Origin of the sequence: Pedobacter sp. WC2423, from assembly GCF_040822065.1 — a bacterium.
Taxonomy (GTDB): Bacteria; Bacteroidota; Bacteroidia; order Sphingobacteriales; family Sphingobacteriaceae; genus Pedobacter.
Genome location: NZ_CP162005.1, coordinates 4,977,953 through 5,003,902, shown reverse-complemented (window position 1 = coordinate 5,003,902; position 25,950 = coordinate 4,977,953). Strand labels below are relative to the sequence as shown.

General features: G+C 39.1%; 21 protein-coding genes. 8 read left to right on the top strand and 13 right to left on the bottom strand.

Features of this window, described 5'->3' with window-relative positions; translation table 11 throughout:
- Positions 1-57 precede the first annotated feature (57 nt).
- The 4 genes from AB3G38_RS20930 (at position 58) to AB3G38_RS20915 (ending at position 6,215) form a co-directional block, all read left to right on the top strand.
- A complete protein-coding gene (locus AB3G38_RS20930) occupies positions 58-2,310 on the top strand; it encodes a sodium-translocating pyrophosphatase (protein WP_367865664.1) in 2,253 nt (750 codons plus the stop codon).
- 122 nt (positions 2,311-2,432) lie between these two features.
- Entirely contained in the window at positions 2,433-3,905 is a 1,473-nt protein-coding gene (locus AB3G38_RS20925; protein ID WP_367865663.1) for an amino acid permease, read from the top strand.
- 172 nt (positions 3,906-4,077) lie between these two features.
- Complete coding sequence (locus AB3G38_RS20920; RefSeq protein WP_367865662.1) at positions 4,078-5,562, top strand: amino acid permease; 1,485 nt, start codon at positions 4,078-4,080, stop codon at positions 5,560-5,562.
- Between the two features lie 86 nt (positions 5,563-5,648).
- Positions 5,649-6,215 (top strand): MarC family protein, encoded by a 567-nt coding sequence (locus AB3G38_RS20915; protein WP_367865661.1) that lies wholly within the window; start codon positions 5,649-5,651, stop codon positions 6,213-6,215.
- Positions 6,216-6,285: 70 nt separating this feature from the next.
- Here AB3G38_RS20915 and AB3G38_RS20910 read toward each other — a convergent pair whose 3' ends face one another.
- Genes AB3G38_RS20910 through AB3G38_RS20890 form a run of 5 tightly spaced genes read right to left on the bottom strand, consistent with a single transcriptional unit; the run spans position 6,286 to position 12,282 of the window.
- Positions 6,286-7,452 carry an RsmB/NOP family class I SAM-dependent RNA methyltransferase gene (locus tag AB3G38_RS20910; RefSeq protein WP_367865660.1) on the bottom strand — a complete coding sequence of 389 codons (1,167 nt, stop codon included), beginning with the start codon at positions 7,450-7,452 and terminating at the stop codon, positions 6,286-6,288.
- Between the two features lie 35 nt (positions 7,453-7,487).
- Positions 7,488-8,723, bottom strand: coding sequence for an amino acid ABC transporter substrate-binding protein (locus tag AB3G38_RS20905; RefSeq protein WP_367865659.1), 1,236 nt, complete (start codon positions 8,721-8,723; stop codon positions 7,488-7,490).
- Positions 8,680-10,215, bottom strand: coding sequence for a glutamine-hydrolyzing GMP synthase (guaA, locus tag AB3G38_RS20900; RefSeq protein ID WP_367865658.1), 1,536 nt, complete (start codon positions 10,213-10,215; stop codon positions 8,680-8,682). Before guaA ends, AB3G38_RS20905 begins: the two co-directional genes overlap by 44 nt.
- Positions 10,216-10,217: 2 nt before the next feature.
- Entirely contained in the window at positions 10,218-10,670 is a 453-nt protein-coding gene (locus AB3G38_RS20895) for a cytidine/deoxycytidylate deaminase family protein (protein ID WP_367865657.1), read from the bottom strand.
- Between the two features lie 4 nt (positions 10,671-10,674).
- Entirely contained in the window at positions 10,675-12,282 is a 1,608-nt protein-coding gene (locus AB3G38_RS20890) for an MFS transporter (RefSeq protein WP_367865656.1), read from the bottom strand.
- A 215-nt stretch (positions 12,283-12,497) separates the two neighbouring features.
- Between AB3G38_RS20890 and AB3G38_RS20885 the strand changes: the two genes are divergently transcribed.
- Positions 12,498-13,124 carry a LysE family transporter gene (locus AB3G38_RS20885; RefSeq protein ID WP_354306115.1) on the top strand — a complete coding sequence of 209 codons (627 nt, stop codon included), beginning with the start codon at positions 12,498-12,500 and terminating at the stop codon, positions 13,122-13,124.
- Between the two features lie 238 nt (positions 13,125-13,362).
- On the top strand, positions 13,363-13,944 hold the full coding sequence (locus AB3G38_RS20880) for an inclusion body family protein (protein WP_367865655.1): 582 nt from the start codon (positions 13,363-13,365) through the stop codon (positions 13,942-13,944).
- 75 nt (positions 13,945-14,019) lie between these two features.
- Here the strand turns inward: AB3G38_RS20880 and AB3G38_RS20875 are convergent, their stop codons facing one another.
- Together AB3G38_RS20875 and AB3G38_RS20870 are read right to left on the bottom strand one after the other, a co-directional pair.
- Positions 14,020-15,921 (bottom strand): class II glutamine amidotransferase, encoded by a 1,902-nt coding sequence (locus AB3G38_RS20875; RefSeq protein WP_367865654.1) that lies wholly within the window; start codon positions 15,919-15,921, stop codon positions 14,020-14,022.
- A gap of 439 nt (positions 15,922-16,360) precedes the next feature.
- The gene (locus AB3G38_RS20870) at positions 16,361-17,884 is read right to left on the bottom strand and encodes a thiol-activated cytolysin family protein (RefSeq protein ID WP_367865653.1); all 1,524 of its coding nucleotides are present in this window, start codon (positions 17,882-17,884) and stop codon (positions 16,361-16,363) included.
- A gap of 527 nt (positions 17,885-18,411) precedes the next feature.
- On the opposite strand from AB3G38_RS20870, the gene AB3G38_RS20865 reads away from it, so the two are divergent.
- Together AB3G38_RS20865 and AB3G38_RS20860 are read left to right on the top strand one after the other, a co-directional pair.
- Positions 18,412-19,239, top strand: coding sequence for a hypothetical protein (locus AB3G38_RS20865; RefSeq protein WP_367865652.1), 828 nt, complete (start codon positions 18,412-18,414; stop codon positions 19,237-19,239).
- 71 nt (positions 19,240-19,310) lie between these two features.
- A complete protein-coding gene (locus AB3G38_RS20860; RefSeq protein ID WP_367865651.1) occupies positions 19,311-19,586 on the top strand; it encodes a hypothetical protein in 276 nt (91 codons plus the stop codon).
- A 128-nt stretch (positions 19,587-19,714) separates the two neighbouring features.
- Here AB3G38_RS20860 and AB3G38_RS20855 read toward each other — a convergent pair whose 3' ends face one another.
- From AB3G38_RS20855 to AB3G38_RS20830, 6 genes are all read right to left on the bottom strand, one after another.
- A complete protein-coding gene (locus AB3G38_RS20855) occupies positions 19,715-20,041 on the bottom strand; it encodes a hypothetical protein (protein ID WP_367865650.1) in 327 nt (108 codons plus the stop codon).
- 434 nt (positions 20,042-20,475) lie between these two features.
- Positions 20,476-21,294, bottom strand: coding sequence for a glutamate racemase (gene murI, locus AB3G38_RS20850; protein ID WP_367865649.1), 819 nt, complete (start codon positions 21,292-21,294; stop codon positions 20,476-20,478).
- 60 nt (positions 21,295-21,354) lie between these two features.
- A complete protein-coding gene (locus AB3G38_RS20845) occupies positions 21,355-21,927 on the bottom strand; it encodes an OmpH family outer membrane protein (protein ID WP_068403079.1) in 573 nt (190 codons plus the stop codon).
- A gap of 48 nt (positions 21,928-21,975) precedes the next feature.
- Positions 21,976-22,503 (bottom strand): OmpH family outer membrane protein, encoded by a 528-nt coding sequence (locus AB3G38_RS20840; RefSeq protein ID WP_068407637.1) that lies wholly within the window; start codon positions 22,501-22,503, stop codon positions 21,976-21,978.
- A gap of 7 nt (positions 22,504-22,510) precedes the next feature.
- Positions 22,511-25,069 (bottom strand): outer membrane protein assembly factor BamA, encoded by a 2,559-nt coding sequence (bamA, locus tag AB3G38_RS20835; RefSeq protein ID WP_367865648.1) that lies wholly within the window; start codon positions 25,067-25,069, stop codon positions 22,511-22,513.
- 63 nt (positions 25,070-25,132) lie between these two features.
- Positions 25,133-25,873, bottom strand: coding sequence for an isoprenyl transferase (locus AB3G38_RS20830; protein ID WP_068403083.1), 741 nt, complete (start codon positions 25,871-25,873; stop codon positions 25,133-25,135).
- Positions 25,874-25,950 lie beyond the last annotated feature (77 nt).

The following is a 25,950-nucleotide window of genomic DNA, read 5'->3' as shown; positions in this document are numbered from 1 at the left end:
TATTTTGTATAATGGTCAAACATACCATCTGCCCAGGAAACCAAATCTAAACAACATATGAATTTTTTACAACAGAACTTAATTTACTTCATCCCCCTTTTTGGCCTCGTTGGGATACTAGTTATGGCCTTCCAAAGTGCCTGGGTAACCCGGCAGGAAGCAGGAGACAAAAACATGTCTGAGCTCGCAGGTTATATAGCAGACGGTGCTATGGCCTTTTTAAAAGCAGAATGGAAAGTACTCAGTTATTTTGTGATTATAGCTGGTATTTTACTGGCCTGGTCCGGTACACTCACCGGCACTGCTGCCAGCCCGATTCACTCCAGTCCCATTATCGCTGCAGCTTTTCTTATCGGTGCAGTATTTTCAGCTTTCGCAGGCTATTTAGGAATGCGCATCGCAACAAAGGCCAATGTCAGAACCACACAGGCCGCCAGAACAAGCTTAGCGCAGGCACTAAAAGTTTCCTTCAGAGGGGGAACAGTGATGGGATTTGGTGTTGCAGGTCTGGCCATTCTGGGTCTGGGTACCCTGTTCATTATCCTTTACCATACCTTTGTACATCCCGGATCTCCGGAATCTTCAGCAGAATTGAAAAAGACTATTGAAGTACTCGCAGGTTTCTCACTCGGCGCAGAAAGTATTGCCCTTTTCGCCAGAGTTGGCGGAGGAATTTATACCAAAGCAGCAGACGTTGGAGCTGACCTTGTAGGAAAAGTAGAAGCAGGAATTCCCGAAGACGATGTACGTAACCCCGCAACCATTGCAGATAATGTAGGAGATAACGTAGGTGATGTAGCCGGTATGGGCGCAGATTTATTCGGCTCTTACGTAGCTACTATTCTGGCAACAATGGTATTAGGACAAGAAATTATTTCCGAAGACCTGTTTGGAGGTATGGCTCCCGTACTCTTACCCATGCTGATTGCAGGTCTGGGATTAATATTCTCTATCGTGGCTTCCCTGTTTGTTAAAATCAAGAAAGAAACTGATAGCGTACAAAGCGCATTAAACATAGGTAACTGGCTATCTATCATATTAACCGCAATTGCCTCTTATTTTGCCGTTCGCTGGCTGTTACCCCCGGTTATGTCTATCCGCGGATTTGAGTTCACTCAGCTATCCGTTTATTATGCGATACTAATCGGCCTGGCTGTTGGCACATTGATGAGCCTGATTACAGAATACTATACCGCAATGGGAAACCGTCCGGTAAACTCAATTATTCAGCAATCTTCTACCGGTCATGCGACCAATATTATTGGCGGACTTTCTGTCGGTATGGAATCCACCGTATTACCTATTCTGGTACTCGCTGCCGGAATATACAGCTCCTATTACTTTGCAGGTTTTTACGGCGTAGCTATTGCAGCAGCCGGAATGATGGCTACCACAGCTATGCAGCTGGCTATTGATGCTTTTGGGCCAATTGCTGATAATGCAGGAGGAATAGCAGAAATGAGTGGATTACCAAAAGAAGTCAGAGAACGTACAGATATGCTTGATGCCGTAGGTAATACAACTGCAGCTACCGGAAAAGGCTTTGCAATTGCCTCAGCAGCGCTAACCTCCCTTGCCCTGTTTGCTGCATTTGCAGGAATTTCAGGTATCACCTCAATTGACATCTATAAAGCAAATGTACTGGCAGGCCTATTCGTAGGCGGCATGATTCCCTTCATCTTCTCTTCTCTTTGTATTGCGGCAGTAGGCCGGGCAGCGATGGCCATGGTACAAGAAGTGAGAAGGCAGTTTAAAGAAATTCCGGGGATTATGGAATATAAAGCCAAACCAGAGTATGAAAAATGCGTCGCCATTTCTACCGAAGCCTCTATTCGTGAAATGATGCTTCCCGGAGCAATCGCCTTAATCGTACCTGTTATTGTTGGCTTTACTTTTGGCCCCGAAGTGCTCGGAGGTCTGCTTGCAGGCGTAACCGTTTCGGGTGTTTTGATGGGAATCTTCCAGTCCAATGCCGGCGGTGCATGGGATAATGCGAAGAAATCTTTTGAAAAAGGAGTTATGATTGAAGGTAAAATGGAGTATAAAGGATCAGACCCGCACAAAGCATCTGTAACCGGCGATACCGTAGGAGATCCATTCAAAGATACCTCAGGCCCATCAATGAATATTCTGATCAAACTCATGTCTATCGTTTCGCTGATCATTGCACCACATATTGCTGTAGGGATTATTAACCCCGGTACAACAGAGATCAGGAAAGAAATACAAATCAGTAAATCGACTGACTCCAAAGGAAAAATTAAGATCGATACCGTTAAAAATGTGACAGATACTCTGATTCATCCTTAATCAATCCATATATTGTTCTGAATAAAAGGGATTTCCAAAACAAATCCCTTTTATTTTTAAATATATTTTAATTAGGTTTGGTCCTGAACTAACCCATAAAAAAATAAACAACGAAACTTACTATGTTATTTAAAAAATCTATCCCACAACTATTAGCTGAAGCAAATGAGAGTGGCGAGGGCACTTTAAAGCGTACCCTAACCAGTTTCAATCTCGTAGCCTTAGGCGTCGGTGCTATTATTGGTGCAGGATTATTCTCCCTTACAGGTATTGCATCAGCAGATAATGCTGGCCCGGCGGTAATCCTGTCTTTCATCATTGCCGCAGTTGGTTGTGGATTTGCAGGTCTTTGTTATGCAGAATTTGCTTCTATGATTCCAGTGGCAGGTAGTGCCTATACTTACTCTTATGCTACTATGGGAGAATTTATGGCCTGGATTATTGGATGGGATTTAGTCCTTGAATATGCATTAGGTTCAGCTACAGTTGCCTCCAGCTGGTCTCAATATTTCTCTCAGTTCCTGCTGGAATTCGGCATCCATTTCCCCACGAGCCTGTTACACGGACCATGGGAAGGTGGAATTGTCAATCTGCCGGCAATTATAATCGTTTGTTTATTATCCTTACTGCTGATGAGAGGTACCAAAGACTCTTCCTCTGTCAATAACGTATTGGTTATTGTGAAAGTTTCTGTAGTCCTGATCTTTATTGTTTTAGGATGGAGCTTTATCAACCCAGCCAATCACCACCCGTTCATCCCGGTTAACCCAGGTGAAGAAGCTGTTAAAGCAGGGACTAAAGGTTTCTTTGAATTCTTTGCCAGTGATGACTTCGGACACTTCGGTATCAGTGGAATTCTGCGTGGTGCAGGTGTTGTTTTCTTTGCCTTTATCGGTTTTGATGCCGTTAGTACAGCAGCACAGGAAGCTAAAAACCCACAAAAAGGGATGCCAATCGGTATTATCGGTTCATTGGTTGTCTGTACCTTATTATATGTATTGTTCTCCTACGTGATGACAGGACTGGAAAACTATACCAAATTTGCCGGTGATGCCAAACCAGTTGCTACAGCCTTCGCGCAAACAGGATATACTTTCTTAAACCGCTTTTTAATGATAGCCATTCTTGCTGGTTATACCTCAGTAATACTGGTACTGCTCTTAGGACAAAGCCGTGTATTCTACAGTATGAGTAAAGACGGATTATTGCCTAAAGTATTCTCAGAATTACATCCTAAAAATCAGACTCCATGGAAAACCAACCTGGCATTCATGGTCTTCGTTAGTATTTTTGCAGGTTTTGTTCCGGTATCAGACTTAGGGCACATGGTGAGTATCGGTACTTTATTTGCTTTCTCATTAGTTTGTATTGGTGTATTGATTTTAAGAAAAACAGATCCTGGACTGGACAGACCTTTCCGTACCCCATGGGTTCCGTTCGTACCTGTTATGGGTATTATTGTTTGTGTACTGATGATGGCTTCCCTACCAATTGTAAGCTGGGAACGTTTAGCGATCTGGATGGCTTTAGGTGTAATCATTTATATGGCTTACAGTAAAAAACACAGTAAGATCAGAAAAGAGTACAAAGGATAAACATTTATATCGGTGACACACACAAGGTTAATCCTTGATTGCTCCATATATTATATTGAATAAAAGGGATTTTCAGCGAGAATCCCTTTTATTTTTAAATATATTTTAATTAGGTTTGAAATTGAATTAACCCTATCCTAAAAACAAAAAACTTAAAACTATCCATTAACTTATGTTATTTAAAAAATCTATCCCACAACTATTAGCTGAGGCAAATGAGAGTGGCGAGGGTACACTAAAACGTTCTTTAACCAGTTTCAACTTAGTTGCCTTAGGCGTTGGTGCTATTATTGGTGCAGGATTATTCTCCCTTACAGGTATAGCAGCAGCTGATAATGCTGGTCCGGCAGTAATACTCTCTTTCATCATCGCTGCAGTTGGTTGTGGATTTGCAGGTCTTTGTTATGCAGAATTTGCTTCTATGATTCCAGTGGCAGGTAGTGCCTATACCTACTCTTATGCTACTATGGGAGAATTTATGGCCTGGATCATTGGATGGGATTTAGTCCTTGAGTATGCATTAAGTGCCGCTACCGTTGCTTCCAGCTGGTCACAATACTTCTCTCAGTTCCTGCTCGAATTCAGTATACATTTCCCTCAAAACCTGTTACATGGCCCATGGGAAGGTGGAATAATCAATGTACCAGCAATTGTTATTGTTTGTTTATTATCGCTGTTATTGATGAGAGGTACCAAAGACTCATCCTCTGTCAATAACGTTTTGGTGATTGTAAAAGTAGCTGTGGTATTGATCTTCATTATTTTAGGATGGAGCTTTATCAACCCAGCCAATCACCACCCGTTCATCCCGGTTAACCCAGGTGAAGATGCTGTAAAAGCAGGTACAAGAGGATTCATGGAATTCTTTTCAAGTGATGACTTCGGACACTTCGGTATTAGCGGTGTATTACGTGGTGCAGGTGTTGTATTCTTTGCCTTTATCGGTTTTGATGCCGTAAGTACAGCAGCACAGGAAGCTAAAAACCCACAAAAAGGGATGCCAGTCGGTATTATCGGTTCATTGATCGTTTGTACTTTATTATATGTATTGTTCTCCTACGTGATGACAGGATTGGAAAACTACACCAAATTTGCTGGTGATGCCAAACCAGTTGCCACGGCCTTTGCCCAAACAGGATATACCTTCTTAAACCGCTTTTTAATGATTGCCATTCTTGCTGGTTACACTTCAGTAATTCTGGTGATGTTATTAGGTCAGAGCCGTGTATTCTACAGCATGAGTAAAGATGGATTATTGCCTAAAATATTCTCAGATCTTCACCCTAAAAATCAGACTCCATGGAAAACTAACCTTGTTTTTATGGTTTTTGTAAGTATTTTCACAGGATTTGTACCCGTATCAGACTTAGGTCACATGGTAAGTATCGGTACTTTGTTTGCCTTCTCTCTGGTTTGTATTGGTGTGCTGATTTTAAGAAAAACCAACCCTGAACTGGAAAGACCTTTCCGTACCCCATGGGTTCCTTTGATCCCTATCTTAGGTATTGTAGTTTGTGTACTGATGATGGCTTCTCTTCCTATCGTAAGCTGGGAACGTCTGGCAATATGGATGGGACTGGGTGTAATTATCTATTACGCTTACAGTAAGAAACATAGCAAGATCAGAAATGAATATAATGACAGCTTATTAAAATAAGCATGCTCTAAAATGAATAAAATAAAAAAGCCACTTATAAGTGGCTTTTTTATTTTATTCATTTTACATTTACACAAAAAAACACCATGAAATTCAATCTAAGTCAAATACTCTCCACCTCAATGGTTTTGTTTGCGATCATTGACATATTAGGTGCAATTCCAGTGGTGATTCAGCTCCGCAGAAAAGCTGGTCATATTGAGTCAGAAAAAGCGACAATTGTAGCCACTTCACTGATGATTATTTTCCTGTTCGCAGGAGAAACCCTGTTAAAGATTATTGGACTGGATGTACAATCCTTCGCTATTGCCGGCTCACTGGTTATCTTTTGTATTGCTATGGAAATGGTATTAGGGCTTACCCTTTTTCACGAAGACGCTCCCGAAACAGTTTCTATCGTTCCTTTAGCCTTTCCGCTGATTGCAGGTGCAGGAACTATGACGACACTACTTTCCCTGAAAACTGAATACGATACGCAAAACATCATTGTAGGTATCCTGATCAATATGACATTTGTTTATTTTGTATTAAAGAATACCGAACGTCTGGAAAAGCTATTTGGAAAATCAGGTTTAAACGTTTTGAGAAAGGCATTTGGCGTCATCCTGCTCGCTATTGCAATCAAGCTATTCAGAAGTAATACAGGGCTATAATGCCGCTATGATAAAAAAAGGGTTTGTCTGAAAATTTCAGACAAACCCTTTTTTTATCCATTGAAATCTATTAACCCTTTTTAATCAGCCTTGCAATAAACATCGTATCAGCCTTATCATTATACCCTGTAATGCTTTGCATACTTTCCAGTGTCAGTGGCAAATTAGCAAGCAGGTAATCAATCACCTCTTCATTTTCCTTCTTAAATACTGAGCAGGTAATATAAAGCAGCGGTTTACCCGTTTTAAGATATTTTATAACCCGTTCTGCAATGTTTTTCTGAAGCTTCGAGAAGTAATCTATTTTATGCGCATCAAAATGAACCAGCATTTCTGGTGTACGGCCCCAGGTCCCTGACCCCGTACAGGGTGCATCCAGGATAATCCCGTCAAACACATAATCATGCAGGTCCTGCTCATTATTCTGTAACAGATCCAGTACTTTTTTATGATACTTCTTAATCCCGGCAGCTTCAAAACGTTCATCCAGGTTATGCAGGCTATTCTCCCTGACATCACTCACCAATAATTCTATTTTAGGCTGAATATCATGCAGCAACAGAGACTTTCCGCCAGAAGCGGCACAAGCATCCCACCAATAATCATAAGGCTGCGGAGCGAAGAATTCACCCGTTTTCTGAGAAGATAAATCCTGAACCTGGTAATACTGATCTTCAGGCAACAATTTCTCTAATTTCGTTCCATTAGGTAAAGCCAGTGTTTTTTCACTGATTTCTTTCACGGCTACTTCCGCCGCAACCAATAAATCGAAGATCTTTTGATGATGGGCGGCCTTAATCCTTAAAAACAAATCTGGCTGAATGAAAAATGACTGTAAAAAATCTGTAGTTTCAATTCCTTCCGACAACTCAGCCGTAAAAGCAAACACTTCCGTTAACTTAAATTCCGGGAAAGCATCTTCAACCAGTTTTAACTTCGCTTGTACCGGTAATAACAACTGTTCTTTAAACTGAGGCAGATAATGATTGATCATCAGACTCTCTGTTTGATTACACAGGAAATCTGCAATTGCCAGGCGCAATAACTGTTTCTCTTTTTTCAGTGCCTGTCCCAAACGGAAATAGCTATACAGATAGCGGGTTACCCAGCGTCTGTCTGAAGAGCCCATTTGCTTGTGCTGTTTAAAATAAGTAAACAGGAACCTGTGCAAAGGTAAAACTCCGTCATATTGCTTGAAGACATCCTCAAAGGAACGTATCTGATATTCTAATTTCATTCGGTATTTATTGTTTTTCAGCAGTAGATTAAACCTTATTCTATCGGGTTTAAAGCAAAGTTTTTATATTCCAGTAAGAATAAGCTGGTATTGATATAACCAAGTTTATCATCTTTGATAAAGCGGAAAGAGTTTTCTAATCCATCATAGTGTTCCTGCGTCAGATGCTTTAAATAACCTGCACCATGCTCAGCGAACAGTTTTCCGAAGAAAAACCCAATATCAAACCCTTTAAAAGAGTATTCCCCAGGCTCAAATTTGTTAAGCTGGCGGTATTTTCTAACAAAATTAATGACATCCCGGCTCTTATAATCTACAAAATAAGAAGTGGTAATTTTGGTACGCAGCAACTGTAATTTTTCAGTATTGTAATTTTGCTTGCTCCAGTTCGGGTGGCCAAACAATTCAATATTGCTGCCCGCAGTTTTCATCTTTGCCAGCTTATCTATGCTGCCTACCACAAAAGCCCTGTCAGCAGAAGAAATCAGCACCGCATACTGTTTACCGGGCACCATTTTTGTTTCCATAGCAAATACAGAAGCATACTCCTGGAAAATATAACGTGAACCTCTGCCCTTCTGGAAATAATTACGCAACGGATTGCCTAATACTTCATCTGCGGATTTCTTTGGATTGATCAGCACCACTATCGTTTTTCCGGGATCGTATTCTCTTCTGATATAATCACCAACTTTATCCGCATGCAGCTCAATATTATTGACAATAGAGATCAGATTTGGATTATTGAATTCATCAGGATGTGTAGCGGCCAGCGGCGAAACCACAGGAATATTATTGGCGATAGAATAATTGGTTATAAACTTAACCCCATCAGGAAATACAGGGCCGATAATTAAATTCGTACCCGTAATCTGGCCAGACTTCAGCAAAGAAGTAATGTGCGCATTATTATCACGCGTGTCCAGCACCTTTACTTTAAAGTTCATGCCTGCTGCGGCTGCAGAGTCGATTCCCATTTTAAAGCCCTGATAAAAATCAATGGCCATCGCAGACTTTTCCAGTTCAGCTTTATGACCAGCTTTAATTCTGGCACTGTTCAGGTTAAGCGGGATCAGTAAAGAAATATTAGCCTCAGTGAATTTCTTCTCTGAGGCTGCATCCTTTTTGTCTTCTTTATTTCTGGTTTCTTTTTGAGGTGACTTATTTGTCCTGGTTTTTGGCGAACAGGCCGCCAGGCCGCAACAAATCAATAGCAGACACCAGAATCTATTCCCACTCAATCGTTGCAGGTGGTTTTGAACTAATATCATATACGACCCTATTAATACCTTTGACTTTATTAATGATTTCATTAGAAATTTTCGCAAGAACCGGATAAGGTAAATGACACCAGTCGGCAGTCATCCCATCCACAGATTCTACAGCACGAAGACAGATTACGTTTTCGTAAGTACGCTCATCGCCCATTACACCTACTGATTGAACCGGAAGGAATATTGCTCCTGCCTGCCAAACCTGGTCGTATAAACCTGCCTCTTTAAGATTATTAATATAGATAGCGTCAGCTTCCTGAAGGATAGCTACTTTTTCTTCGGTCACATCACCCAGAATACGAATCGCTAAACCAGGGCCCGGGAAAGGGTGACGGCCTAAAATAAACGCTTCCAAACCTAATGACTTACCCACTCTTCTTACTTCATCTTTAAATAAAGTATTCAAAGGTTCCACAACTTTAAGTTTCATGAAATCAGGTAAACCACCAACGTTGTGGTGAGATTTAATAGTTGCTGAAGGGCCTTTTACAGAAATTGACTCAATTACATCAGGATAGATTGTACCCTGTGCAAGCCATTTTACATCCTGTACTTCATGCGCTGCATCATCAAATACTTCGATGAATACACGGCCTATAGCTTTACGTTTCAACTCAGGATCTTTAATACCAGCAAGCTGACTTAAAAAGCGGTCCTTTGCATCAACACCTTTAATATTTAACCCTAAATGTTTGTATTGTTCCAGAACCGCAGCATATTCATCTTTACGCAATAAGCCATTGTCTACAAAAATACAGTGGAGGTTAGTTCCGATAGCTTTGTGCAGAAGAATTGCTGCAACACTTGAATCCACACCACCAGAAAGACCTAAAACAACTTTATCGTCACCTAACTTCTCTTTCAGTGCAGCAATCGTAGTTTCCACAAAAGCATCCGCAGTCCAGTTCTGGCTGCAACCGCAAATATCTACCAGGAAGTTTTCCAGTAATTGTTTTCCATCCGTACTGTGTGTTACTTCAGGGTGGAACTGAATGGCATAAGTATCCGAGTTTTTCACATGGAAACCGGCAACTTTTACACTATCAGTACTTGCTATGATCTCAAAAGCTTCAGGAACGACAGTGATCGTATCACCATGTGACATCCAAACCTGAGAATTTAAATTTATATTTTTTAATAATTTACTAGTTGACTGAACAAAATTCAGGTTCGCTCTGCCATATTCACGTGATGAAGAAGGCTGAACTTCACCGCCCGAATGCTGCGCAAGATATTGTGCACCATAACAAACAGCCAGCACCGGAAATTTCTGATGAAAACGTGTTAAATCAATTTGAGGTGCATCTTCCTGACGCACAGAATATGGGCTACCTGAAAAGATAATACCTTTAACATCTGATAAGGTTTCCGGAATATTATTAAATGGATGTATTTCGCAATAAACATTTAGCTCACGCACCCTGCGGGCTATCAATTGTGTGAATTGAGATCCAAAATCGATAATGATGATTTTTTCTAGCATGGTCAAAGTTAGTATTTATTCACTTCAACACCGAATCTTTTTAAGAAATCCACACCCTCATCACTAGTCAGCCCTTTATAAGCTGCATAAGAGTCTTTAAAATAAACAACTTTTATCCCTGACGAAAGGATTAATCGTGCACAGGCAATACAAGGAGAAAGCGTTGTATATAAGGTTGCTCCTTCAATCCTTGATCCGTTTCTGGAAGCATATAAAATCGCATTTTCTTCTGCATGCAAGGCCAGCGAACAACTCCCTCTGGAATCTTTTTCGCAGCCCGTATCCGGCCATTCCTCATCACAATTATGTGTACCCGATGGCGGCCCGTTATACCCGATAGAAATGATGCGGGTATCTTTTGTCAATACAGCACCTACCTGTGCCCTTACACAATGAGATCTGGCGGCAAGATCTACCGCCAGATTCATATAAATATCATTAAAACCAGGTTTAACTGTCATAAAATTAGTGACCTCCTTCTGCTTCGATATGTTCTACATCAATTCCTTGTCTTTTCAATACCGAACTCACTTTCCAGGCAAAGAATATCAGGTAAACAAATCCAAACAACGGGATAATATAAGAACCGTGGATACCATGCGTATCGGCTAATTGTCCCTGTACCGGTGGTAAAATAGCCCCACCCAAAATCATCATGATCAGGAATGATGAACCCTGACTTGTATATTTACCTAATCCTGTAATTGATAAGGCAAAGATTGATGGCCACATAATTGAACAGCACAAACCACCACTGATAAACGCAAGTGTTGCCACCTCGCCCGTAGTCATTAAACCAACCAGCATACAAATTACGCCTAAAGTGGCAAAAATAGCCAGTGTTTTAGCTGGTTTCTCCTGACCAAGGAAAAATCCGGCAATCAATACCGCTACACACAGGCCATAGATATATAAGTTACCTACATCTGTACCTGTGAAGTGGTTCACTAAAAGAATCACGCCAAAAGCTACAAAAGGTACTACAACAGTTAATATATTCTTGGTAACCTTCGATAGATCAAAAGCACTTACAGCGCCTGTCCACCGGCCAATCATCATACTTCCCCAATATAAAGCGATATAAGGTTTGATCGCAGACTCCGGGAAACCACCAAACTCTTTCAGGTGAAGTAAAGCACCTAAATTACTTTGAATCGTCACTTCAACCCCTACATAAGTAAAGATTGCGATCATTCCCATAATCAGCTGAGGATATTGCATGGCACCCCATTGATTTCCATTCTCTTTCTTTTTAAGCAGTACAAAGATTAATGCTCCGATAATAATAGCCAGCGACGAGTAAACGAAGTTTGCTTCTGACATATTCGTTAAACCAGCTAATGGCTTAGCCGCAAGTACCATCAAAAAGCCAACGATAATTACTAAAAGAGGACCGTTTGATTTTGGACTGGCTTCCATCGTTTCTTTACTGGTTACTTCCGGTAATTTAGTCATGGCATAAAAACCAGCAACTAATAAGAATAACCCTGAAAGAGCATAGTATAAAGTAGTAATTGAAGAAATCTCTACGGTTTTAGCTACTGCATCACTTGCAGAACCAAACAGTACCAGACTCACAATAACAGGCCCCATCAATCCGCCAAAGTTATTTACTCCACCAGCAAGGTTCAACCGGTGTGTACCGCTTTCTGGTGCACCCAGGGCTACTACAAATGGCTGCGCTGCTGTTTGCTGCAAAGAGAAACCTATTGCAATAACAAAAAAGGCAATTAAAATGAAGAAGAATGATCCGGAATGTACAGCAGGAACCATTAACAGGGCGCCACCGGCAGAAACAATCAAACCAAGGATAATCCCTTTCTTGTAGCCTATTTTGTTAAGAATATCAACTTTACTTGCTTGAGAAGCAAAGTATAAAATCAGTGAACCAATAAAATACCCGCCATAGAACGTAAAGTCAATCAGTTGAGATTCAAATTGTGTAAGGTTAAAATGCGACTTACAGAAAGGTATAAAAATGCCATTCGATGCGGCCACGAAGCCCCAGAAAAAGAACACGGTGATGATCGAATACAACGCCGTTCCATAGTTTTGTTGTTTTTGGTTTTCCATTGATTATGCAAGTTTTTTTGGTTGTTTGAAACTATCTCATGCTTATGATTGTTCCAAATAATTATAGTCAGGATATTATCAATACTTAGTGTCGATAATACAAGCCATAAACATAATTAAAATATTGTGTATAGTGTATACAATAAATGAAGCAAAAAAAATAGGCGGTATTATACTTTAAAATCAGATATTAGCGCCAAATATATGTGAGTTGAATGATTGAAGCAATATTACAGGGGATTGGTGCGGGTATTTTGTTTTCGTTTTTAACGGGCCCGGTCTTCTTTTCCATGATCAAAACCAGCATTGAAAAAGGCTTTAAAGCTGGTTTTTCTTTGGCCATCGGAGTGATTCTAAGTGACATTATATTTATTAGTCTAACGATCTTCAGTTCGCAGTTTGTGGATTATAATGCAGATTATAATCAATACATCGGCATCATCGGGGGTCTTTTCCTTTTGGGAGTTGGTCTGTATTACCTGATCAATAAGGTCACGGTCAATTATGAGACTTCTGAAATTGTGAAGGTGCGCAAGCGCGGATATATCATCAAAGGATTCTTAATGTGCCTGCTGTCACCAACCACACTAATGTTCTGGATTATGGTAGGCGGTATTGTATCTGGCCAGTTGCATTATGAAATGGCAGAAAAAGTAGTATTCTTCGTGGTTGCCATGTGTACCCAACTCTTCGTCGATTTTATCAAAACCTATTACGCTGCCAAATTAAGATACCGGATCAAGGAAAAAAACATCAAGATCCTGAACCGGATTGCGGGTGCAGTGATCATTATTTTCGCAATCAGGTTGTTTATCGAAGTAGCAATCAAATATTACAGCTAATCATAAAAAGCTAATTTCACCCTACTCCTTCAGGCTCTAAATCCTCTGTAAGATTTATTTTCCCGAAAAATATAGTTTTAAACGTAAATATACTTAATCCTGAAAGACAGTATTTACACTCTTTATTATCTATCTCATTCTTTCTTCCTTTACATTGTCATTTGGAAGCACAGCTACAAAAGACTGGGAAAGCCGAAAACCATACAAAGTAGGCTACATTATTTAATAACTATTTACTATGACAACAAAAGGGAATCCAGAAGAATCAGACTCTACAGGAAAAATTATTGACATTCTTGTTGTAATCGATACCGATTATATAAAAGCAAATTACGCCAGTATCCATGGTATTAAGGACCAGGACAAAGGCAATCCGTATGCCATCGATCATCATTCAGAATATGTGGTAGCTGCAGGCGCCAATAACATCACCAAACAAGGGACAGCAGATATTACTTTTAACGCCAAACCTAATGACAGAATTTCCTTCAGGGGCGTATCTGCTTATAACAATTCAGATGATGCTATAATTATCTATGGTATCATTCCCGCAAACTCGGGCCCTAAAGGCAATGTATTCAACCCCTTCCATTATGATATGGTAACCAGAGCTTACGCTGTAGTACCTGTTGTAGATTCCTCTAATAGCTTTAATACTACAACAACAAGTATAACCTTCTATTCTTATAACTCTACAGTACAAAAACAGGGAACTGAATCTTATATAATTCAATTTGCTCTTTATACTTTAGCTGAAGACGGGGAAACACAGAAGCTTTATGGATATTATCAATGGGATCCAACAATATATGTTAGCTAATCACTTTTAATTAATTATTTATGAACAAAAAAACCGGTACTGAAACAGAACCGGTTTTTTATGAACTATATTTATTTAGTAAGCTCTCTGGTTACTTCCTTCTTTCCAGTTCACAAAAGCCTTGTTAACGACTTTGTTTCCACCTGGTGTTGGGTAGTTACCTGAAAAATACCAGTCACCTGTATGATTAGGACAAGCAATATGTAAATTATCCAGTGTCTGGTAAATTACTTCTACTTGTGCTACTGTATCGGCAGGGGTAATGATTTTTGTAATCTGTGCAGAGATCTCTTCCTGTTTGAAAGGTCTGTAGATGTCTTTTACATGGTTTACAATTTCTTCTTTTGGTAATAATAGGGAAGCTTTACATTTTTGATATACTTCTTCAATAATATGTTCTAATCCGCGTTCTTTTAACAACTGTATAGCTGCTTCAAAGGCTACGAACTGACCTAATTTCGACATGTCAATTCCGTAACAGTCAGGGTAACGGATCTGCGGTGCTGAAGAAACAATAATGATTTTCTTAGGGTGTAACCTGTCGATAATCTTAATAATACTTTGTTTCAGCGTAGTTCCTCTTACGATAGAGTCATCTACTGCAACCAGTGTATCTACATCATTTTTGATCACACCATAAGTGGTATCATAAACGTGTGCTACCATTTCTTTACGGTCAGCATCAGCGGTAATGAAAGTACGCAGTTTAACGTCTTTGATCGCAAGCTTCTCTACACGTGGAGCCATAGATAGCAGCTCATCAAGTTCAGCGTCTGTCAGGCTTTCTTTACGCTCAATAAGTGTCTCTTTCTGGATTTTCTTGATGTGCTTATGTACTCCTTCTACCAAACCGTAGAATGAGATTTCAGCAGTATTTGGAATAAAAGAGAAAACTGTATTTTTCAAATCTGAGTTTACTGCATTCAGGATCTGGTCAATCAGTAGTCTTCCTAATTGTTTTCTTTCTTTATAGATATCTGCGTCACTTCCGCGGGAGAAATAGATACGTTCGAATGAACATGCTCTTTTTTCCTGTGGTTCTCTGAAGATTTCCTGTGTTACTGTACCGTCTTTTTTAACGATCAGCGCATGTCCTGGTTTAATTTCCTGAACGCTGTTGATGCCTACGTTAAATGCCGTTTGAATTGCCGGACGCTCTGATGCTGCCACAACAATTTCATCATCCTGGTAAAAGTACGCCGGACGGATTCCTGATGGGTCACGCAGAATAAATGCGTCTCCGTTTCCTACAATTCCTGATATAGCATATCCGCCATCCCAGTTTTTAGCTGAACGGGTAAGGATATTCGCAATGTTCAGGTTTTGAGAGATTTTAGCAGTAATCTCTACGTTTGATAGTCCTTCTTTTTTATAAGTATCAAAAAGTTCCTGATTCTCATCGTCAAGGAAGTGACCGATTTTTTCCAATACCGTAACGGTATCAGCTTGTTCTTTCGGATGTTGTCCGAGTTCGTATAATTGCTCTAATAATTCATCAACGTTAGTCATGTTGAAGTTACCTGCAATAACGAGGTTACGAGTCATCCAGTTGTTCTGACGAAGGAAGGGGTGACAGTTCTCTATACTGTTCTGACCGTGTGTTCCGTAGCGAAGGTGTCCTAACAATACCTCTCCTATAAAACTCACATTTTGTTTCAGCCATTCTGCATCCTGCATGAGTTCTGGTGTCTCATTTTGAATGTCTGCAAATTTACCCTGTACATATCCGAAGATATCTGCAACGGCATTCTGTGCCATCGACCTGTAACGGCTGATGTACCGGTGACCTGGTTTTACATCTAATTTGATTGTTGCAATTCCTGCGCCGTCCTGCCCTCTGTTGTGTTGTTTCTCCATCAAAAGGTATAGTTTGTTCAGTCCGTAAAGGGCTGTACCATACTTTTCCTGGTAGAATGAGAGAGGTTTTAAAAGACGGATAAAAGCAATTCCGCACTCGTGTTTTATCTGGTCACTCATTTGTTTGTGGTTTGAGCCGCAAATTTACCTTTAATAAAAATCAGAACCTAGCTAAAAATACATTCTTTCATCAGCGAAATGTATGTTTTTAGGGGTTATGTAAAGGATCTGGGAAAAATAAAGACATGCTATGTTCGAGCTGGAAATTCCTTAGGCCCGAAGAGGGCAAAGAAAATTTAGGCTCTTCACATTAGCATGACTTTATTTTTCCCAGATTCCACACAGGTAAAATGTAAAAAACATACATAATGGCTATAAGAAAGGATTGTCGTTTTAGAGACGGTCTTTCGTTTATTCTGCGGACATCTGTTTGCTGGCACCTTTGGATCATTGCTGAAAAAGGCCAGAAGAATGTTATCTTCTGGCCTGCCATATTTCTTTAGGAATAAGTTTGTATTCTGTTTTTTATAATTTTCAGACAATTAGCCTTATTTACTGATTATAATTGCGGTTTTGTTCTGTAAACATAAGCTTCTATTCCTTCATAGAGGTAACCCCTTGGGTTTTCATTTGGCGTGGTCGTATAGTAGTGATTTGCATCCTTTCCACCCTGATAGTATCGATATAATGGTACTGTACCCGGGGCCTGGTACTTATAAACATAAGCTTGTATTCCTTCATACATATATCCCCCTGGGTTTTCATTTGGCGTAGTTGTATAATAGTGATCTACGTCCCGTCCACCCTTGTAATAACGATATAATGGTACTGTACCCGCAACCTGCTCACTATAAACATAAGCCGCTACTCCTTCGTAAATGTAATCCCGCGGATTCTCATTTGGTGTGGTCGTATAATAATGATCTGCATTCGATGATTGAAAATATCGGTACAGTGCAACTATATTGCAGTCTGAAGTATAATAATCCCCGTTGATCAGTGTTTTATAAATACCATGATCTTTTGCATTACGAAGTTTGTAAGCAATAACCTCACCTCTTGAATCTGGCCCCATATTACCACTGTTCACTACGTAGTCATGGAAAGCCTGCATACCAGCTATCGTTTTTACTGCATCAGTAGAAGACCCGCCAATTACTGTCCCACTGATCTTCATATTATCCATCACTTCTTTTTGCTCTTTAGTTACTGTTGCACCACCGCCAATTTTCCAGAAACCAAATGAGGCTTCAAGAGATTTGTAAACACGTGCTGAATCATATGAACTTTCAATAAGCAAATAGGCACTTCTTCCATAATCAATAGTAGAAATATAGACCGGGGCAATATTACCCGGATAATCAGCTGGTTTATTGAATAAATTACCATCAGCAGGGATGTTGATGTCTGCAGAGAAAAATTTCTGATATATTTTTAACAAAAAATAGTTTTTTGTTCTTGTCTGGCTTTCATCATAATTTCCGACAGAACTAAAAAAGGTACTAAACTTTAAATTGGCTTTTATTTTCATTTCTATTTCTCTTTTAGAACGTGCCTGCTCTAATTCAAAGGTGAAATTTGCAGGTTGCTGACCGACAATGTTTGCACTCATAATTTCCTGCATCGAATTTCTGAAGCTTGCAAGATCCGGAGAGATAGTTTTGCTTATGGCCTGGTTCGAGCCCTGAATAGATACTGAATAGGTAACTGGTTTGCGGACATAATCTGAAGGTAGAAATACGGGTTTATAAGTGCCTTCCTGAATACTTTGTCCATCCAGCAGAGAACCAACATACATAATATCTGTAGAAGGATCTAAAACAGATAATTTGTCAAACTCTGCAGACTGACTATGCAAAACAGGTGCACATCCAGCTACAGCGGATGAAACAGCATTCGTTTTTGCAGCATGTGCAGAACTGGATTTAGCAGTCTGAGGGATATTCAAATTCTTAAACTGATTCAGTTCATTGGTAATATTCTGATCAGAAACCTGATTCTGAAGATTACTTTGTTTTTTACAACCAGCGAGAATAGCTGCGAAGGCCAGAACTAAACAGGCCATTTTTGTTTGTTTTTTCATAGGTATTTGTTAAATTTTAGATAATTGTTTTCAAAGACAGATGTATTTCACTATAAATCAATTTAACATACCTAATCTCATCGCTTTCAGAGCAAAAAGCTTATTAATTAAAACATTCATTGAGAATTGATTACAGCCACATTAAACTAAAACAGGCTTTAACTGAAATCTAAAAAAACAAAAGAAATCTCAATTATGAATGAAAAATAATTAATTTAAAAAGTAAATAAAAATCTTATCATAAGCTAATAACATATATTTGTGTTAATTATTTGTTTACTAAACTAAAATAATTAATAAAAAAAACCAATTAAAAAGAAACTAAAATGATCTGTTATGAATTATTAAATCCAGCTTTAAAAGCTACAACTCATCAAAACAAGCTTGCTATCACCTTAGGTCTAATAAAATTAATGCATACTATTTTACTGGATGGTGGTATAAAATTTGCAGAATAGTAATTTTTTGAAATATTAAAAACAGTGCTTAAGCTGCAATTAACTAGAAATAAATAACTTATATTTTATATGAATCAGACACAAGAGCTAGGTGCCTTAAATAGCAAACATAATCCGGGAAAGGGCTTCACTTACTTCGCAAGTTTTATATTTATTTTATTCCTGACTATTTCAGGTTTCATTTATTTTGGCGCAATCGTCGCAGTCAAGGAGGGAAAGATGAATTTCTCAGGAGATATCAGCATACTTTACTGGGTAATTGCATTTATCATAGGACTTGGACTAGTTATATTATTACTGGCACTCAAACAGAGTAAGGGCAAGACTTTTTATTTATATGAGAAAGGGATCGTAACTGAAGGAAACGGACAAAGTAAAACACAGCTTTTTGAGGATTTAGATGATCTCTACTTATTTAGCTCAGGACGTACTTTCTTAACTAATAATATTGCCTTCCGAACCAGAAAAGATGGAGACTGGGAAACCATAACTGCCCGCTATCCTAAAGTATTTAAAGCAATTGATTTTATAACTACTCAACATGAGAATTTTTATGTGATGAAGGCTTTGAGAGAATTAGAAGCGAATAAGAGCATTACTTTTCAATACATCAACTATGATACAGCATTAGGTAAAAAGCTGTTTGCTACAGGCACTCAATCTTTCCTGAATGTACAGCCAAAAGAGATTATTGTAACCAGAGATCACCTGGTCATCGATTCTGCAAAAATCAGGATATCAGAGCTGAATCACTTTGCTGCAAATAATTGGATTAGTAAAATCAGTTTATATGATAAAGAAAACAACATAGTTTTCAGTACAGCTACTAACGGGATTTTTAGTGGTAAAAGCTTCGTGTCTTTAATGGACAAGCTGATAAATCCTGCCAAACAATAAATCACAAAAAATAATAGATTGCATCCAACAATAAATCTCAAAAATAAAATCATTTTAAACAATTAAATACTATGATTATCTACAAAGGATGGGGTCCGCTAGCCCTTCTGATTCCAGTTGCTACTATTCTGATCGGTATATTCTTCTTTGGCAAGAATGGAAATGCAGGACTTGAACTTTTCCTTTACTGTCTTTTATGTTCAGCTCCTCTGGTTTTTATAACCGGGTTGAGATTAAACAAAAAATCTGTCCACGATCTTTATTTTATTCCACTACAATATTGGGGTATCATCTGGGGAGTTATTGCTGCAACGATCCTAATTTACAAATATATACAAGGCTATTAAATATTAATTCCATCGATTTCATCTGGAGTTTAGTGTAATGGGAAAATTATTGGTACTCCTTAATAAGACAATTATTGATATTCCCATCGATACAACTATTGATAAACTCGAGATGAAACTGATAGCAATTATGAGCCAGGAAAGACTATCGGTTTTTTGATTCCGGGAGTAACTACAATCCCTCCCATATAGGCCTCATTTGCCTCACATTCTACCCCCTTTATATAACAAACATTTGAAGGATACCCTTCTCCATTATCCCTGTATTGCCCGGCGCACCCATGCCCGAACACATCTGAATTATAAAATACGACAGCCCTTCCCTGCTTATCAGTTGCTGATGAAATACATGCATTACATACATAATCCGGATATCGTAAAGAGACTAACGCTACCGCCTGTTTACACACCGGACAAAATTGTCTATCCACCGTTTTTTCGTTTTCATTTGCCATCAGTCGTATTTATTTTTACTTGTATATGATCAACCATTTATGTTATTAATAGTAAGCGTAAAGAGAGGGAAATTAGTATAGTTATAATTTCATCCTGCCAGTTAATAATGAATCAACGATTTTGCGGTACCAAATTAAAGTTTAAATTCTAAGCAAGAATCCTCAGAACAGGTTCACTATATGATGGTCAAACAGCCGGAAGCGATTCTCTCAACAAAAGGAATAAGCTAACCCAGTTATCCAAACCACTAATCATCCAATCAAACTATCCAACTAACCAAGCCATCCAGTTATAAACCTTCCCAACCCTACCAAACCTTGGAGGATAAAAACAAAAAACAGACCACCCTATTCCAGACATTGTTCATTCTTCATGAACGTCGGCTGGAATAGGGTGGTCTGTTTTTTGTTTTTCCCGAGAATCCCCTCCCCCTTTATACTTTCTCTGAAACCACCTCTCTTGAAAAAAATATCGAAGCACACTGATCAAACACCTTACTATCCCCCGTTGTATAAAACCTCATAGATCCCTCCTTCGTCAACACCCGCTCTATCTCAGGATGCCTGTTTAAGTAATCAACCAGGCTCTCAGCAACAATATCTCCCTGAGCAACCAATCTTATCCCATCCGGCAAATAAGCTCTTATCTTAGGCACTAACAACGGATAATGCGTACAAGCCAGTAATATCGCGTCAATATCCCCCGCCTTTGTCAACAATTCATCAATATATTCCTTCACAAAATAATCCGCTCCAGCGCCCCCATGCTCATTATTCTCAATCAGCGGAACCCACATCGGGCAACTCTGCTGAACTACATTTAATGAAGGAAACTGATGATGGATCTCTATCGGATAAGAATCAGAATTAACCGTTCCCCTTGTTCCCATTACCCCGATCGTATTTGAATCCGTATAATTACCAATGACCTCTGCCGTAGGCCGGATAACCCCCAATACACGATACCCCGGATACTTCACCGGTAATACCTTTTGCTGAATCGTACGCAACGCCTTTGCCGAAGCCGTATTACAAGCCAGAATCACCAGCGGGCAACCCTGCGCAAATAACCACTCCACACATTCCAGCGTATACTGATAAATCGTCTCAAAAGAATGGTCCCCATAAGGAGCTCTTGCATTATCACCGAAATAGATATAATTATAATCAGGCAATGATTTCGCGATGGACTCAAACACAGTCAAGCCACCATAACCCGAATCAAAAACACCAATAGACTTCTTATTTATCATGACAAAAAAAAACGGCACCGGGGAAATACCCGGTGCCGCAATTTAAATATTTTTTAAATACTATTTTTTAGGAGCAGCAACTGCTGAAGCAGAGATACCCAATTTAGCTTTAACTAAAGCAGTAACATCGTCACCACCTTCCCAGGCTAATAAATTGTTTGCACCATTCTGTGCAGAACTATCAAATACATAAGCTAAACCTTTTTCTCTGGCTACAGCTTTAACAGCAGTTTGGAATTTAGCATTTAAAGGAGCTAATAACTCACCTTGTTTAGTAGCAATATCTTGTTGAGCTTTTTGGCTTGCTTCACCGATACGTTTTTCCATATCCTGTAATTCAACACCCATAGCTTGTAATTCTTTACCAACTGTTTCTTTGTTAGCCTCACTCAAAGTTTTGTTTTTAGCAACTGCTGCTTCATACTTTACAGTGTACTCACTTCTCATTTTTTCGATCTCAGCTTGTTTTTGTTTTTGAAGAGTCTCTAAAGTCGCTGATGCAGTTTTTGCTTCTGGCATAACAGCAAAAATAGCCTCAGAATCCAGATGTGCAATTTTTTGTTGAGCACTAGCAACATTAGCAGTAAACATAAGGCCAGCTGCCACAAAAAATACGTTAATTAACTTTCTCATTTCTATTGTTCTTAATAATTGTTTTTTAAAATTTATTTAGGTGTGTTTTTACTTTACGGTGTTTGGTTTATAACCCAACCTGATAATAACGTCATTACTCAGGTCATAATTGCTGCTTGCGTAAATCATCATTGTCGCTTCACTACTCTTATCAAAGATAAAATCAAGGAACTTTGTTTTGGCTAAATCAGCAATCACACCAGTTACTTTATCCTGAATAGGCTTAAGCAACTTTGCCCTGGTCTGGAAAAGCTCTCCCTCAGGGCCGAACTTCTGGCGCTGAAACTCCTTAGCAGCCTTTTCCTTCTCAATAATATCATTCTCTCTTCGCTTACGCATGTCATCAGTCAGTAACACCTGGTCTGCCTGATAAGCCTTGTACATTTTGTCAATCGCCGTAAAGTTGGCATCAACCTCTTTTTGCCACTGCTGAGACAATACATTCAGCTGGTTCTGTGAAGACTTATACTCAGGTAGGTTCTTAAGGATATATTCTGTATCAACATAAGCGAACTTCTGTGCAAAAGCACCAAAACCTGCGAAAACTAAAACCCCGATTAAAATAATTTTTCTCATTTCTCTATTAATTAAATCCACCCAATTGCTGAGCAATACTAAAAGTGAAGTTCTGTTTACCACCATTAGCCTGACCAGGAATGTTATCAAACGGAAATCCGTAATCAATACCCAGCATACCAAATATCGGTAAAAATATTCTGGCTCCAATACCCGCAGACCTTCTCACATTAAAAGGATTATAATCTGAAAACTTGTTCCAGGTATTACCACCCTCAGCAAAGCCCACAAGATACGCAGTTGCCTGCTGACTTGCAATAACAGGATATCTTAATTCCATAACATATTTAGTATAGATCGGACTTCCTGAATTTGTTGCAGTCTGAATCTGTCCGCTGGTTGTTGCAGTTGCAGGAGTTACTGCACTATTCGCATAACCACGCATGGTAATGATCTCAGATCCCTGAAGGAAATCAAATCCCTGCATACCATCACCACCCAGCTTAAATCTCTCAAATGGAGACTGGCCAACCGCATTGTTATAAGAACCTAAGAAACCAAACTGAGCCTGCCCTTTAAGAACCATTTTACCAATTACCCTCTGGAACCACTGACCCTCAAATTTCCATTTGTGGTATTCGGTAAATTTATAGCGTTGCTTATCTGATGCAGTTGCATAGTTAGTTTTGTTCAATAACGAATAAGGAGGAGTTGCCTGTATAGTAAATTTGAAATAAGAACCTTCAGTAGGGAAGATTGGTGAATTTCTTGAATCCCTGCTAATCTCCTGTGTTAAGTTCAGGTTATAAGACGTTCCCGTGCTGAACAAATAACCAGGATAGTTATTCAGGATATACTGCTGCATATTGATCGCATGTGAAATCTGGAAATAGTTATCAGGCCATTTCAGTCTTCTTCCTAAACTTACAGTTACACCGTTTAAGCGGATACGCTGTGCAGTCTGCCCAACATCAACACCATTCGAAGAAAGTGACGTAAATGCACTTAAACCGAAACTGACTGGCTTCTTTCCACCTAACCATGGCTCAGAGAAAGAGAAACTGTAAGACTGGTAGTATTTACCATTTGTCTGACCACGAAGACTCAGCTTCTGGCCATCACCTTTTGGAAGAGGCTTGTAAGCTTTTGGATTTAATATATTTCTTAAAGAGAAGTTATTGAAAGTTAAACCAATCGTACCAATGATACGGCCACCACCGAAACCACCAGATAATTCTACCTGATCAGAAGGTTTCTCTTCTACAGCGTATTCAATATCAACCGTACCATCCGAAGGATTTGGTTTTGGAGTAGGTACCGTTTTAGACTCATCAAAGTTACCCAGCTGACCAAGGTCACGTACTGTACGTACCAGTAAATCTTTAGAGAACTTATCACCTGGTCTTGTACGTACCTCACGTAAAACTACCCTGTCATTTGTAATCGTATTTCCTTTTACAGTAATCCTGTTGTTGGTATACTGAGGGCCTTCATAAATCCTTACTTCCAAATCAACAGTATCATTATATATTTTTGTCTGAACAGGCTCCACATTGAAAGTCAGGTAACCATCATTCAGATAAATGCTCGATACGTCATCACTCTCTGCACCATTACCGTGAAGTTTAGTATTTAACTTCTCTTCACTGAAAACTTCACCTTTCTCAATACCCAATACTTTATTAAGATCTTTGGTTGCATATTTTGCATTTCCCGACCAGGTAATATTTCCAACATAATATTTCGGACCTTCGTATAAATCGATCTTAACACCAACAGATTTTTTATTGTACAGGTAAGTGGTATCCTTGATGATCACCGCATCACGGTAACCTTTTTCCTGCATTTTAGCAATCAGCTTTTCTTTATCCTCTTTATATTTCTCCTTACTGAATTTACCAGAGCCGAATACTTTATAGAAAGCCTGTTGCTTGGTCTTCTTCAAATACTTGCGTAAAGTAGAAGCCTTGAAGTCCTTGTTACCGGTAAAATTGATCTCATGAACTTTAACCTTGTTTCCTTTATCTACAAAAACCTGCAAAACCACCCCATTCTCCATGTTCGGATCAGGCTTGGTTTTATAGTCTACTTTCGTAAAAAAATAACCTTTTTCAGCCAGGTATTTATTGATGATTCCCGTTGTACTGTTGTAAGTATTTTCGTTGATAATCGTCTTTCCTGATTTGGAATTCAATTTCTCGGTAATATCCGTTTTCTGAGATTTGCTCAGACCGTTCAGCTCAAAAGAACTTAAACGCGGTCTTTCAACTACTTTAATATCGAAATAAACGGTATCCAGAACCATCTTAGTGATATCAAGTTCAATATCATCAAACAATCCCTGTGCCCATAGTGTTTTAATTGCGTTGGAGGTTGCCTCCCCTGGAAGTAATATTTTTTCACCTTTAATTAATTTGGAAAGTGTAATAATAACTTCCTTATCAATAAACTTGGCGCCACTTAAAGTAGTTCCCCCTATCGTATATTCTTTAGGCTGAAAATAATCCATATCCGTACCGCTGACTTTTAAGCTGGGGGCATTAGGATTAGATTTTGGACGGGCAATTTGTGCCATTGCCGGTGAGCCGATCAATAGCAATAATATGAGTTGGTATATTCTTTTCATTTACATTCTAAAAAACGTTGCTAAGTTAATTTAAACACATGTTAAAAAGTGTTAAAAGTAAAATTAGTTCAACTGTTCACTAATTTTACCGAAGCGACGTTCGCGCTTTTGGTAGTCTACAATAGCTTCAAAAAGGTCTTCTCTTCTGAAGTCAGGCCATAAAGTTTCCGTAAAATACAGTTCGCTGTAAGCCATCTGCCAGAGCAGAAAATTACTTACCCGATGCTCACCACTGGTACGGATCATTAATTCAGGATCTGGCATATTTACAGTAGTTAATTGAGAAGAAAACTGTGCCTCATCAATCTCATCCACCTTAATTTTACCATCCTGTACTAACAATGCAAGTTTTTTTGCAGCCTCCAGAATCTCCCATTTCGCACTGTAACTCAAAGCAAGAGTCAAAGTACAAGTGGTATTTCCAGCAGTCTTTTCCATTGCACTTTTTAAATCATCAATACACTGCTGAGGCAAAGAGGCGATATCACCAATGGCATTCAGCCTGATGTTATTTTTGTTCAGGGTATCTGTTTCATTGTTGATTGTAGCAATCAGCAATTCCATCAAAGCATTGACTTCATCTATAGGCCTGTTCCAGTTCTCCGTAGAAAAAGCATAGATCGTCAGGTATTTTACACCAATATCCGCACACCCCTCTACAATATCTTTTACAGATATTACGCCGCTTTCGTGACCGAAAGACCTGAATTTACCTTGATTTTTAGCCCATCTTCCATTCCCATCCATAATAATAGCGATGTGTTCCGGTAAGCGGCTGGTATCGATTTGTTCTTTAAATCCCATTTATTTGTGCAAATATGGCTAAAATGTCTAACATACTGAAGAATGGCAGGTTAGAAAGCTTCAAAGTTATAAGATAT

Bases quoted from the DNA above. Each gene is read 5' to 3' on its own strand.
- AB3G38_RS20890 (WP_367865656.1), bottom strand. From the start codon at position 12,282: ATGGAAAACCAAAAACAACAAAACTATGGAACGGCGTTGTATTCGATC.
- AB3G38_RS20930 (WP_367865664.1), top strand. From the start codon at position 58: ATGAATTTTTTACAACAGAACTTAATTTACTTCATCCCCCTTTTTGGC.
- AB3G38_RS20925 (WP_367865663.1), top strand. From the start codon at position 2,433: ATGTTATTTAAAAAATCTATCCCACAACTATTAGCTGAAGCAAATGAG.
- AB3G38_RS20910 (WP_367865660.1), bottom strand. From the start codon at position 7,452: ATGAAATTAGAATATCAGATACGTTCCTTTGAGGATGTCTTCAAGCAA.
- AB3G38_RS20895 (WP_367865657.1), bottom strand. From the start codon at position 10,670: ATGACAGTTAAACCTGGTTTTAATGATATTTATATGAATCTGGCGGTA.
- AB3G38_RS20905 (WP_367865659.1), bottom strand. From the start codon at position 8,723: ATGATATTAGTTCAAAACCACCTGCAACGATTGAGTGGGAATAGATTC.
- AB3G38_RS20865 (WP_367865652.1), top strand. From the start codon at position 18,412: ATGAATCAGACACAAGAGCTAGGTGCCTTAAATAGCAAACATAATCCG.
- AB3G38_RS20920 (WP_367865662.1), top strand. From the start codon at position 4,078: ATGTTATTTAAAAAATCTATCCCACAACTATTAGCTGAGGCAAATGAG.
- AB3G38_RS20870 (WP_367865653.1), bottom strand. From the start codon at position 17,884: ATGAAAAAACAAACAAAAATGGCCTGTTTAGTTCTGGCCTTCGCAGCT.
- AB3G38_RS20845 (WP_068403079.1), bottom strand. From the start codon at position 21,927: ATGAGAAAGTTAATTAACGTATTTTTTGTGGCAGCTGGCCTTATGTTT.
- AB3G38_RS20915 (WP_367865661.1), top strand. From the start codon at position 5,649: ATGAAATTCAATCTAAGTCAAATACTCTCCACCTCAATGGTTTTGTTT.
- AB3G38_RS20885 (WP_354306115.1), top strand. From the start codon at position 12,498: ATGATTGAAGCAATATTACAGGGGATTGGTGCGGGTATTTTGTTTTCG.
- AB3G38_RS20875 (WP_367865654.1), bottom strand. From the start codon at position 15,921: ATGAGTGACCAGATAAAACACGAGTGCGGAATTGCTTTTATCCGTCTT.
- AB3G38_RS20840 (WP_068407637.1), bottom strand. From the start codon at position 22,503: ATGAGAAAAATTATTTTAATCGGGGTTTTAGTTTTCGCAGGTTTTGGT.
- murI (WP_367865649.1), bottom strand. From the start codon at position 21,294: ATGATAAATAAGAAGTCTATTGGTGTTTTTGATTCGGGTTATGGTGGC.
- AB3G38_RS20880 (WP_367865655.1), top strand. From the start codon at position 13,363: ATGACAACAAAAGGGAATCCAGAAGAATCAGACTCTACAGGAAAAATT.
- AB3G38_RS20855 (WP_367865650.1), bottom strand. From the start codon at position 20,041: ATGGCAAATGAAAACGAAAAAACGGTGGATAGACAATTTTGTCCGGTG.
- AB3G38_RS20830 (WP_068403083.1), bottom strand. From the start codon at position 25,873: ATGGGATTTAAAGAACAAATCGATACCAGCCGCTTACCGGAACACATC.
- bamA (WP_367865648.1), bottom strand. From the start codon at position 25,069: ATGAAAAGAATATACCAACTCATATTATTGCTATTGATCGGCTCACCG.
- AB3G38_RS20860 (WP_367865651.1), top strand. From the start codon at position 19,311: ATGATTATCTACAAAGGATGGGGTCCGCTAGCCCTTCTGATTCCAGTT.